Genomic DNA, 11,949 nt, shown 5'->3' with positions numbered 1-11,949 from the left:
AGGCTTTTGTTGACTTCTTGCCTACGCTTTCTCTTTTAGATCCGTTGATCGTAATTGACTTCATTATTATTAAATTTTAGGCTGCAAAAGTAGATCTTTTTTCGGTTCTATGAAAAGTTATTGTTTAAAAGTTTGAAGCTGTTTTAGTTGTGAATTGTTTGTTGTTTGTTGTTTGTTGTTTGTTGTTTGTTGTTTGTTGTTCGGGGTTCGGGGTTCGGAGTTCGGATGTCTGTTGTGAGCTATGAAACTTTATCTATCTCTCGCTACTTTAATCTCCCGCCGAGTAGGCAAAAGGAAAGCATGCTGAAAAAACGACAATTATCGATCTATTAGTATTGGAGTATTGGAGTGGGGATGTACCACCCCGATCTTCGGTCACCCCTCCTTAAAAGGAGGGAAGCTTTTTATCAGTAAAACCTTTTAACTTCTAATTTCGTACTTCTTACCTCGAATTACATTATAAATTTAGAACTTATAGAACGGTTATTATGAACCCTGTTCATTACATCTGCAAATAAATCTGCGCAACTAACGACTTTAATTTTTCTGCTTTCTTTCTTCAGCGGAATAGAGTCGGTTACGATCAATTCCTGCAACTTCGATTTCTCCACACGCTCATAAGCTTCTCCTGAAAGAACGGGATGGGTACAGATAGCACGGACACTAATTGCACCGCGTTCCATCATCAGATCAGCAGCTTTGGTTAACGTTCCTGCCGTATCTACCATATCATCAACCAGAACAACATTTCTTCCCTCTACATTTCCTATAAGTTCCATATGCGAGATCACATTGGCCTTTACACGTTGTTTATAGCAAATTACAACATCGCTTTCAAGCGCTTTGGAATAAGCATAAGCTCTCTTGGAACCTCCCATATCGGGAGATGCAATAGTGAGATTGCTCAAATTGAGATTCCGAAGATAAGGCAGGAAAACAGTGGAAGCAAAAAGATGATCTACAGGTTTTTCAAAGAAGCCCTGAATTTGATCGGCATGCAGATCCATAGTTATAATGCGCGTAGCACCTGCTGTTTCTAAAATGCTGGCAATCATTTTTGCTGCGATAGGCACACGAGGTTTGTCCTTTCTATCCTGTCTTGCCCATCCAAAGTATGGCATTACCGCTGTAATATGTCGTGCAGAGGCGCGTTTTGCTGCATCCAGCATCAGGAGCATCTCCATAAGATGATCTGCACCGGGATGGGTTGAGCCAATAATAAAAACCCTTGCACCACGTACAGATTCCTCGAAAGAAGGCTGGAATTCACCATCGCTGTAAGTAGAGGTGATTACGTTCCCCAGTTTACTGCCATAAGCAGCTGCAATTTTTTCGGCAAGTTCCCGGCTTTGCGTACAATTAAAAAATTTGGCGTCAGTTACTAAGGTAGGCATGTGATTATTTATTTTTGAGTAAATATAGTTGATATTGTATGCCTTGCAAATTTAGGAATAATTCTGTTGGGGAGTAGTGGGTAATTTTGTTCTGAAGGAAGAAATATAAATTTTGAAAGAATAAAATTTTTGCAATTTCTATTTTTCTGCGAGTTCTCATAAAAGCTAAAACCCCTCCGGCCTTCAGCCACCTCCCCTTGAAAAAATGGGAGGACCTTTTTTTATAGTAATTAATCGCCCACTTCACTGCTTCACAACTTTTAAAAGCTTTGCAGAAAATTTTCACTGTACTGTCGCAACATATCAGCTAGGCGAGGAATTCCAATTCTAAATTTCCTGGCGGCAGGATCTTCATTGTTATAGCTGTATTCCCAGCGGAATTCATTCGTGGTACGTACCTCTACCTTCCTGTTTCTATAAATCGTTCCGGGAAATATTGGAAACGCCACCTGAAATCCCCCGGAGCTTCCTGCTTCTGTATAACCCGCAAAAAATCCTATATCGACAGTTCCAAATTGCTTTATGATGTCTATTCTGGCACCTTTGTCTTCAAACAGAAATTGTCCTGCGCTAAGTCTCAGGCTAAGACGTTCATAATTCAGGCGATATTCCGCATCCACTACAGCATATACACTGTTGAGCTCTTCAGCATAAAAACTACCGGAATTCATCCAGTAAAATCCTGTAAGTCCCGATTCGAGTCCAAAGCTCCAACGTTTATGGAGGGGCGCATATCTGTACTGTATATCCAGCCCGTACCGATCGTAGTAAAAAGTACCCATACTAACTGCCAGGAAGTGATGGTCCAAAGGTTGCGAAAAATAGTGCAGTGAACTTGGGGCCAGTCGAGGCTTCATATCCTGCGCATCCAGCCGGTTTTCCAATGGAATGCTAATACCTGTTTGCACACTCAGGCCCGGCGTCAGATAAATTCTGGTATCTATTATGGCATTAAGCTTTATCTGAAAAGGATTACTGTAATAACCGAATCGGGCAGCGAAGTCAGGATGAATCCGAAAATGGAAACGATAGCTTTCGTAAAGATCATTCGCTTCTTTGTAAAAAGCTTTTTCCTCCAGATTCAGGCTGCTGTAGTTATAGGTGCCCGCCTCATATTTTCCTATCGGGCGGTTATGATATAGTGGAAACCAGAGAATAGCTTTTTCGGGTTGCTCTTCCAGCAAGAGTTGGGCATAACGCATACTATGCAGGGGATTCCGAAATTCTCTATGCTCGAAAAAGATTTTTAGAGTGTCTGCCGATTCTTTTACCTGTACATTCTCAAATCCTGCTTTAAACAGCTTTTGTTGAATATCCTGCGCGCGGAGCCCAATGAAAAAAAGACCCGCACAAATGCTAATCCATATTTTTCTCATAGTTTCTCAAAGCTCGAGGAGCAGAATTTAAGGAGAACTGCACGGCAACCTGAAAAGCTACTTCCTTAGCCTCCAAAGTATATGCCTGTAAGTGCAGCCATTCCCATAATTTAACAAAAGCCCCCGCATTAAAAGTTTTGGTGTTGTATTCCAGCATTAAGCCGCCGTAATTAAGTGGCATATAAGAGAATCCGCCGAAGAAGCCGTCTAAATATCTGCTGCCATAGACTTCTGTTTTTCTTTCTATTTTAAAGAAATCCCGGATACCTTCATTTGCATCATTTTTCAGAAAGACATAGGGTGATCCAAAACCTGCTGTTACCTGAAATAATCCCAGAGTGGTGTTGAAGTTTTTAGTCGCCACGAGATAATCGTGTGCCAGTGCCGGAGAAACTGAACCGGGAGGCGTCCAACCCAAAACGAGTGCCGGAAAAAATTCTTTTTCCTCCATTAATTTAAAGCGAAGGTCGAGGTGCCGGTCACCAATTCCTATTTGCTCAGCAAGAGAAGGCCTGTAAGAAATACTCATTCCGACTTCCATAAAAGCAGTCAGGCTCGCTCGAGCGCTATAAAAATTGAGATCATTGCCTCCGGGAGAAGAATCCTGGGTAAGCAAAATATTGTTAGAGTATTCCCGCGGAAAATAAGAAAAAGACAGCCCCAAAGGCTTATCTGCCTCCCACTTTGCAGAAGGAATAGTCATTAACCCTGGTTTCCCTAAAAAATTCACCTGTGAATAACTGAAGGATCCAAAGAAACCCAGCAGTATCCACAGGTGAAGAAAAAGCCTGATATTCATTTTTTATTCTACCATTTCCGGCGTCTCATCGTCATCGGTTCTTCCCATGAATGCGTATCGTAGACTAAGTCCTATTTCGAAGCCCCGAACAGAAATTTGTTCACTTTGGAGCTCTGCATCCAATGAAGTTCGGAAGCTTTGGGTATAGAAACCTGTATTATACCTACCTTCAAGTAAAAGCCCAAAAGAATCGGAAAACATATATTCCAGTCCGGTTTTCAGATAAGCACCGTAATTATTTCCGCTAAAAGTTTCTGCAGCTTCACTACCCGCTCCGCCTTCAATCGTCCTGGAAACTTTATTTTGAACAAAGTATCGATTAACCCCAACTCCTACTAAGAAATTGAAATCATCCCTTAAAAGTTCATTAAAGTTATAAGTTAGCCCCAGGGACAAAGGAATAAGAGTCTGATCAATACTTTCAGAAATGGTAAGGTCCCCAAATTGCCCTTCGCTGGTAAAGTCACCCGTCCAGAGCCCTACTCTTCCATCCAGACTAAAATTTCTGTAAAGGTTTAATTCGGCACTTATAAAAGGCATAGCCCCTCCTTTTGTAAAGTCCTCATCTGCCTCAGAACTTATCAGTACATATTTCTCATTGGCATCCGAATAGGACCTGTTCCAGTAGGAAACACCCACCCCCACGTTGTTAAGTTTAATTTGAGCCTGGGCGCCGTAAGTAAAGAGACCAAAGGCCAGTAGTAAAAATGCTATAGATTTATTCATGTTTATAATTTCTGGTTGTGGTTAATGATTAGTTTCCGGATCCCTGGTTGTGACAATTATTTACTGCAGTAGTAAGTCTGGCATCTGCCATATCCTCTACAGTTTCGAAATCCGTATTTACCTGAGTTGTCAATCGCTCCCTAATTTCCAAAGCCTGTGCTTTTTCCTGCTCCATGAAATTTATTAAAAGTTCTGCCACCAAAATGTCCCATTCTATTAAAGCGTTTCTGGCTGCCACAGCATACATTAATGTAAGCTCTCTTAGCTGAGTGGCCAGCTCTGTCTCTCCCATGTTCTCTAACTGCTGTGCCGTAAGAAGCAGATTTTCCAGGGTGGCAATAATCGCAGCTTTGCTCTCTGCATAACGCTCTTCCTGTAGGGCTGTCCTTTCTTCATAACGCACGTCTGCTTCATCGAGCCTACGGGCATAATTACTTTCAATAATAAAATAGTTGGCATCTGCCTGCTCTATAAGCTCTTCTATCCTTAACTCATAAGCTTCATAAGCTGCCTCCTCACAAGGATTGCTTATAGTCTGGCTCACAACGTTAAACCCATCAAAACCAGGAAGAACCTGATTTTTGGTGTTGGGATTTGTTACAGCTCTTAAGCCTTCCAAATCTACGGTGAAGTTTATACGTGGAAGAAGCATTCTTATCTCTTCAGGTGCGTTAGCCAGAGCGGCTGCAAGCTCTTCCAGGTCTGCATCCAGAGGTGTACTCTCATCCATTATGGAGGCGATACCGGCGGCATCAAGAGCCTGCGCCCTTTCATTTATCGATGCAGGAAGATCAGCTGTAAAAGCCCCTACCGCAGCCAGTTTAGTTCTGGATTCCTGACTGATTTCCCCGTCTGGCCCGGCATTTAGGATATCGTCGATGATAGCCTGAGTTTCTGCCGAATTATCTACCGATCCTACTTCGGGTTCGATGATCACGGGATCTGCGTCCTCGATCTCCGCGAGGTTAGGGATATCATTAAAATCTTCATTGACAAATTCGTATGGATCGATAAAATCTACGTCTTCTGTACCACAGTTAACGAGAAGCAGCGATAACAAGAGCAGGCTCCACATAGATGCTCTCCGCTGAAAGTGTAAAAATTGATTCTTCATTTGATTGGTTTAATTAAGTAAATAGTTCAGATTTGAAATTGCAATTAAAAAATGTTCAGTGTTGTTTATTGATCGTCTGCCATTGGATCAGTCCATAATAATTTCTAGCGTTTTTGGTTGCTGAAACAACTTCAGCATGATGAAATATGTTGATCCCTGCTTTTTTTATCTCCCAACAGAAATCTACCAAAGGGCTACCTTGCTCTTCACTTTCTCCCAGAAGCCTTCATGTTCCGGACCATAGGCATAACCATATGCATAACCATATTTATTTCCGTAGCCAAAATTAGCTGCCTCCACATCATTAAGTACAAAACTTACCTCCTGCAGCTTACCGTCCTTCTTAGCATCTGCCGCAAAATCCAGCAACTTCTTTTCTGTGTAATTAGCCCTCACCACATAAAGAGTAAGGTCTGCATACTTATTGATCAGGAAAGTATCAGACACCAGCATGGAAGGCGCAGTGTCTACTATAACATAATCATACATACCACGCAGTTTAGTAAACATATCTGCCGTGCGTGGATGTCTCAATAATTCTGAAGGATTAGGCGGTATACTTCCTGAAGATAACAGGTAAAGGTTTTCATGTAAGCTCGACTCCTTAATAAGTTTTTCCAGGGATAAACTTTCATTTACAAGATAATCGCTCACTCCCTGCCATTCTTTTGCGTCCTTTTCAAACCGCTGAAGTTGTGGATTTCTGAGATCTCCACCCATTACCAGAACTTTCTTCCCCGTATTTGCCAAAGTGGTAGCGAGGTTAAATGCCACAAAGGTCTTACCCTCTCCTTTAATTGTAGAGGTGATAAAAATATTTATGCCGGAAGTTTTGTCCCCGGAATTCACCAGAAGGTATTGCAGGTTGGTGTGCAATATCCTGAAAGATTCCGCGAGTACAGAACGATCATTTTTTTGGATAAGTTCTTCTTTGTTTTTCCCCAACCTGGGAATTTCCCCTACAATAGGAATATCATTAATAGCCGCTTCAATATCGTTTCTCTCCCTTACCTTATTATTTAAAAGGTTTCTTGTATAAAGAAAGGCAAATGGAATACCCAGCCCCAGAAGTAAAGCTGTAAGATAACTGCTCCTTGGATTTGGACTAACCGGAATACCGGAACTCAGAGCACTGTCTACTATTTTCGCCTTTGGTGCTGTAACTGCCAGGGACAGGGAATTTTCTTCCCGCTTTTGCAGAAGGAACAAATACAAGGTTTCTTTAATTTGCTGCTGACGCTCAATCCCCCTAAACTGCTTCTCCTGGGAAGGAACTGCTGAAATCCTGGAGCTTATTGCCGCTGCCTGCCGGTCCACATTGTTCTCTGCAATTTCCAGATTAGATTTCATTCGCCTGAGACTCTGCTGCACATTAGCTTTTAATTGCTCAATTTCACTATTGAGTTTGATGATTACAGGGTTTCTTTCACTGGATCCTTTCAGGATCCGGTTCCTCTCAAGAACCAGGTCGTTGTACTGATTTATTTGTTCATTAACTGAAGATTCTTCAATTCCAAGATTGGCGGGCAGGAGATCTGTAGTATTGTTATTCTGAAGATAGGAAATCATGGCATCTGCCAGTTCTATCTGGGTATCGATTTCCTGTTGACGCTGCCTGTACTCTCCGGCTGTGGAAACAAACATTCCGGATTCCGTCTGGATATCCGTAAGCCCTCTGCTCTCTTTAAATTCCACTTTTCCGCTTTCTACAGAATCAAGTTCTTCGTTAATGATAATAAGACGTTCATCTATAAATTCTGCCGTGTTCATTGCCACAAGGTTCTTGTCTTCTATGGCTTCTCTGTTATACTCCAGAATTAACTGGTCCAGAATATCTTCAGCCTTTTGTCGAACGGGATCATTTAACGCCAGTTCTATAAGACTGGAATTGCTTTCTTTAAGACGTACCTGCAGATCATTACTGTAAGCTCCGGCCACACTTTCTACGGGACTAAAAGTGACGAGGATAGGATTTTCAGGAGTGGCCTTTCTACCAGGATTGAATTCATTTTCCAAAACAAGGATAGTACCAAAGCCAAGGTCTACCGGCGTTCCCATCACCGTATTGTATTTCTTCCCGTCACTAATTCTGGTAAGGCTTAGCTTATTGTTACCTTTATAAACCAAACTGAATTCTCTCCCTGGTACAGACTGTAGTATAGCTTCATCCAAACTGATGATCTTTACCAGCAGAGGGCTTGTACTATATAATTCGGGTGTACGCAGGGCCTCCTGGTCGAAATAACGAATATTCAGGTTAAGTGCCTTTACCACACTGGTCATCAGTCTACGGGAACGCAGGATTCCTATTTCGTTCTCTATACTATTCCCGTTCATTCCGCTAAACAGTCCGAGATCAGCAAAAGCAGCCATTTCAGAATTCTGGCCATTCTTACCGTCTTTAATAATAATACTTGCCGTAGTAGAATATACCGGCGTGGTTTGTCTTAAATTTAAAAAAGCAATAGTCAGTGCAAGGATAACACAGCCCACAAACCACGGCCAGTAACGCAGGTATTTCTCCAGCTCCTCCCTGATGTTGATTTCAGTAGATGACCTGTTTGGAGTATTTTGTGATTGTGCCATAATTATCGGGTAAAGAGTAAAACTAATGAAACAAGTACCGAGGCCACAGAAAGGTAACTGCTGGCAGTACCGAGATAGCTCGCTGACTGGCGACGGGGTCCTATTGGCTCTACATAAACCACATCGTTTTGCTGTAAGTTATAGTATGGAGAAGAAACAATATCAGCATTGGTGAGATCCAGATAGGCATGAGTGGTTACGCCATCCTCTTCACGCATCACCAGGATATTTGTTCTCTTTCCGGTTAGCAGTACATCCCCCGCAAAGCCCAGGGCTTTCGGGAGGCTTACATGATCGTCTTCTATCGGGAAAGTACCAGGACTCGCCACTTCCCCCAGTACGCTTATCTGGAAATTGAGGATTCGCACATTCACTATAGGATCCTGCAGGTAAGGCAAAACTTCTTTTTTAATTTTAGCAGCCAGCTCTATACTGGTTAATCCCTCTACCTCTAATGTTCCTATAACAGGAAATTCTATCGTACCTTCATTAGACACCATATAGGTTTCCAGTTCTACATTTGCTCCACCACCACCTGTACCCTGACCCATAGCCATTACAGATTTTGTCAGGTTAAAAGGCAAAGCCGCTGCCTGCTCCGGGGCAGAAACACGAATGGTCAGCAGGTCATCGGGTTTTATTTCCACATTGTCTGGCAACCTTTTTTGTTCAGATGTCTCAAGTCCCTGAAAATAGGCTACGCTCTTACGGGAAACACAGGAAGTTGTTAAAAAAACTATGCAGAGTACTAACAATAACTTATAATTTAATCTGGGGGTGTACATTTAATGGGATTTCAATTTGCCGCGAATATAGTATACTTATTAACATAATTTAAAAGAAAATTAACTTTTAAAGATTATGATTTAAGAACTTATTTATCTCAGGCATATTCTTTTACAAAAGTTCTTAGCTCTGCATTACTGCGTAGTATATTTAAAAGTGCCCCAATTATAATAAACATCAAAAGCAGGATAACCGTCACCCAGGAAGCTGAAATCACCCCCGAAAGAAGGAAAAAGCCTACGATAACAAAAATATTTAAACCGCCAAGACAGGTGCTTGCCTGCCAGTGGGTAAAACCAAGATCGAGTAAAACATGATGTGCGTGATTTCGATCTGCCTCAAAAGGGCTTTTACCGCCAAGCATTCGTAAAATCATCACCCTGCCGGTATCCAGAATAGGTATAAATAATATTGCCAGAATAAGCAGGATGCGGTTATAACCACTAAATGCTACCATCGAGACCGTTATCCCGGGCTCCATAACCAGTACTTTTAATGTAAGAAATGCAATCATGAACCCAATTATCAGGGATCCTGAATCGCCCATAAACATTTTCCTTTTCCCCCTGGAAAAATTAAACCTTAAATATGCAGCAAGGGTACCTGCCACAGTAACCCCGAGCAACACAAAATAAGGATGTCCTGTTATATAGAAGACGCAGGCATAAGCAGTACAAATTATCATTCCTACTATAGCGGCAAGTCCGTCTATACCATCTACCAGGTTATAAGCATTAATAAGAGCTACTACCAGAAAAGCTTTCAGGAAATATCCGATTAATTCAGGAACCTCATGTATACCTAAAAATCCATGGAGCGTGGAAAGATGAAGTTCCGGAGAAAAGATTATGAATAATGCCGCAGTTATCTGTCCTAACAATTTCACTTTCGCAGTAGAAATTACCAGGTCATCCTTTAAACCCACCAGAAAAAGCAGTGTCATCCCCGCGATTAGATGATTGCCAGTATATCCAGTCTGTATACTCTGCAGGACAGAAACAAAAAGTACAAATACCAGAAAAAAGGCTACTCCGCCAAAATTGGGGGTCTGTGTATGATGTGAGCTACGGCCGTTAATCTGCTTTGTAAGTTTTTTTTCATGGCTCACCCAAAGTACCTTGGGCAAGGTGTAAAAGGTAAAGAGAAAAGCTCCTAAGGCAACTCCGCACACAAAAAACAGATAATTATTCCTAAAGAGATCGAGCAGGACATCGTGATCGAGAATGTTCATAACAAAGGCAGGTTTGGGTTGAAAAAAATTTCAGTAACTACCAATCTTGTAGGGGAGACGGGTCAAAAGGGTAAAGGTTCAAGGTTTAATTAGAGTTCGACGCGAAAATAGCGCACTTTATCCGTATTATCCCTACAGATTTTTTTCTTTAACAATTTAATTACATAGAATGGAAAAGAGGCTGCCTTAAATTTCTAATAATGAAAAGGTAAGGGCATAAAAATGTCAAATATCGAGTTTAGGCTGTAGGCGATAGGCTTTAGGCGATAGGCTCTAGGCACTAGGCGATAGGCACTAAGAAAAAATGCTTTTTAGTTAATGACTGTTTACTTAAGAAACTGCTTTAGCTTGCTAATATTTTTATAAGCCAAAATTTTGTAAGGATCCCGCATTCCATTGGCTTTTAGCGCCAGGAGGTCTTCTGCAGATTTAAGTTTTATATTAGACAGACTACGGTTACTTGCGCCTCCTACCCGCATTTTTGTAATTACCCTCGGCAGATACATAAAGTTTAAAACGCTGTCACTAAAAATGCGCAACATAAGATCATAATCAGCAGCGATCCTGTAGTTAAGATTAAAGAGCCCGTGCTTATCATATACTTCTTTCCGCAGGAAGAGAGTAGGGTGGGCCGGCATCCAGCCTTCTTTTAGAAGACCCGGATAAAACTGCTCACTTTTCCAATACCTGATCACTTTTGAAGTATCTTCTTTGTTTACATACTGAAGATCTCCATAAACCCCGTCAACCTCATTTTGTTGAAAAGCAGCTACTACTTCTGAAATGATATCGGGAGAGGCCAGGAAATCATCGGAGTGTACCAAACCAATAATATCTCCGCTTGCTGCCTTTACTCCTTTATTCAACGCATCATAGATCCCTTTGTCTTTTTCTGAAATTATTTTCAGCGGCCTGCTGTAATTATCTTTTACAATAGACACCGTATTATCTGAAGAGCCGCCGTCTACGATCACCAGCTCCACATTAAGATAATCCTGCACTGCCACAGATTTTATCGCAGATAAAATACTAGCTTCCGAATTATAAGTAGCTGTTATAATTGATATTTCCATTTTTTTCATCATTGCGAGAAGGCCACAGCCGACGAAGCAATCCCTTCATTGTGAGGCACTAGCCGCCAAAGCAATCTGTACCTCTTCAGTTACTCTATTTCTCGCAGCGCCCGCAGCGGTTTCGCCGCGTTCGCCGCGTGACACAATTACTAATAGTAGGTAAGCTTTTCATTGCGAGGAGACGATAGCCGGCTTGGCAATCCCTTCATTGCGAGGAGGCCCCAGCCGACGAAGCAATCTCTTCATAACCAATTACTCTCTCCCTCACCTCTACCGCCGGATTCCCCTGATAAATGCTATATGCTTCAAGATCTTTATTGGCAACAGAATTCACCGCTAAAATACTATGCGAATTACAGGTTACTCCGGGACAAACCACACTCTGTGCTCCTATCCATACTCCGTCTTCCAGATTAATTTTTTTTACGATAAGATCAAAAGAGGACTTTTTGTAGTTATGGTTTCCGCAGAGTAACATTGCTCCCTGGGAAAGGCATACATTACTGCCAATTTTTACATGCCCAAGGTTATCTATCCATACCTTTTCCCCTATCCAGCAATGATCTCCAATTTCCAATTTCCAGGGATATTTAATATTCACTCCGGGTTTAATTACCACTCCTTCTCCTATCTTCGCCCCAAACAGTCTCAACAGCTTCACCTTAATTCCCGAAACCGGGTTCAGCGGATTCAGGAAGAAAAAAACATTGACGAAGTACCAGAGGGTAGTCTTAAATTTACCTCCCGGTTGGTACCAGCTGTTATCGTATGTTGAGAGATTGGTTTTCATTTTTATTTACTGTAGGCTTTAGGCTGTAGGCTGCTCCTTCTCCGTCAGGTCGAGGGATCTTGGCCGGTTCCCGA

The 11,949-nt window shown here is 41.8% G+C and carries 10 protein-coding genes and 1 pseudogene; all 11 read right to left on the bottom strand.

Annotated elements, in window-relative coordinates; all coding sequences use genetic code 11:
- A pseudogene (locus tag RM545_RS12220) lies at positions 1 to 64 on the bottom strand (50S ribosomal protein L25); the annotation flags it as partial.
- A 388-nt stretch (positions 65 to 452) separates the two neighbouring features.
- Positions 453 to 1,394, bottom strand: a complete 942-nt coding sequence (locus RM545_RS12215; RefSeq protein ID WP_311495563.1) for a ribose-phosphate pyrophosphokinase — start codon at positions 1,392 to 1,394, stop codon at positions 453 to 455.
- Positions 1,395 to 1,654: 260 nt separating this feature from the next.
- The gene (locus RM545_RS12210) at positions 1,655 to 2,770 is read right to left on the bottom strand and encodes a YjbH domain-containing protein (RefSeq protein WP_311495562.1); all 1,116 of its coding nucleotides are present in this window, start codon (positions 2,768 to 2,770) and stop codon (positions 1,655 to 1,657) included.
- Complete coding sequence (locus RM545_RS12205) at positions 2,751 to 3,569, bottom strand: YjbH domain-containing protein (RefSeq protein WP_311495561.1); 819 nt, start codon at positions 3,567 to 3,569, stop codon at positions 2,751 to 2,753. Before RM545_RS12205 ends, RM545_RS12210 begins: the two co-directional genes overlap by 20 nt.
- 3 nt (positions 3,570 to 3,572) lie before the next feature.
- Entirely contained in the window at positions 3,573 to 4,295 is a 723-nt protein-coding gene (locus tag RM545_RS12200; protein ID WP_311495560.1) for an outer membrane beta-barrel protein, read from the bottom strand.
- A gap of 28 nt (positions 4,296 to 4,323) precedes the next feature.
- On the bottom strand, positions 4,324 to 5,409 hold the full coding sequence (locus tag RM545_RS12195) for a hypothetical protein (protein WP_311495559.1): 1,086 nt from the start codon (positions 5,407 to 5,409) through the stop codon (positions 4,324 to 4,326).
- Positions 5,410 to 5,592: 183 nt separating this feature from the next.
- Positions 5,593 to 7,995 (bottom strand): GumC family protein, encoded by a 2,403-nt coding sequence (locus RM545_RS12190; protein ID WP_311495558.1) that lies wholly within the window; start codon positions 7,993 to 7,995, stop codon positions 5,593 to 5,595.
- Between the two features lie 2 nt (positions 7,996 to 7,997).
- Entirely contained in the window at positions 7,998 to 8,750 is a 753-nt protein-coding gene (locus RM545_RS12185; protein WP_311495557.1) for a polysaccharide biosynthesis/export family protein, read from the bottom strand.
- A gap of 128 nt (positions 8,751 to 8,878) precedes the next feature.
- Positions 8,879 to 10,012, bottom strand: coding sequence for a glycosyltransferase family 4 protein (locus RM545_RS12180; protein WP_311495556.1), 1,134 nt, complete (start codon positions 10,010 to 10,012; stop codon positions 8,879 to 8,881).
- 326 nt (positions 10,013 to 10,338) lie between these two features.
- A complete protein-coding gene (locus tag RM545_RS12175) occupies positions 10,339 to 11,085 on the bottom strand; it encodes a glycosyltransferase family 2 protein (protein WP_311495555.1) in 747 nt (248 codons plus the stop codon).
- Positions 11,086 to 11,290: 205 nt separating this feature from the next.
- Positions 11,291 to 11,875, bottom strand: a complete 585-nt coding sequence (locus RM545_RS12170; protein WP_311495554.1) for a WcaF family extracellular polysaccharide biosynthesis acetyltransferase — start codon at positions 11,873 to 11,875, stop codon at positions 11,291 to 11,293.
- Positions 11,876 to 11,949 lie beyond the last annotated feature (74 nt).

The organism is Autumnicola lenta, assembly GCF_031846515.1.
Classification (GTDB): Bacteria; Bacteroidota; Bacteroidia; order Flavobacteriales; family Flavobacteriaceae; genus Autumnicola; species Autumnicola lenta.
Note: the sequence above shows the minus strand (reverse complement) of the source record. Positions and strands in the feature narration are given on the sequence as shown.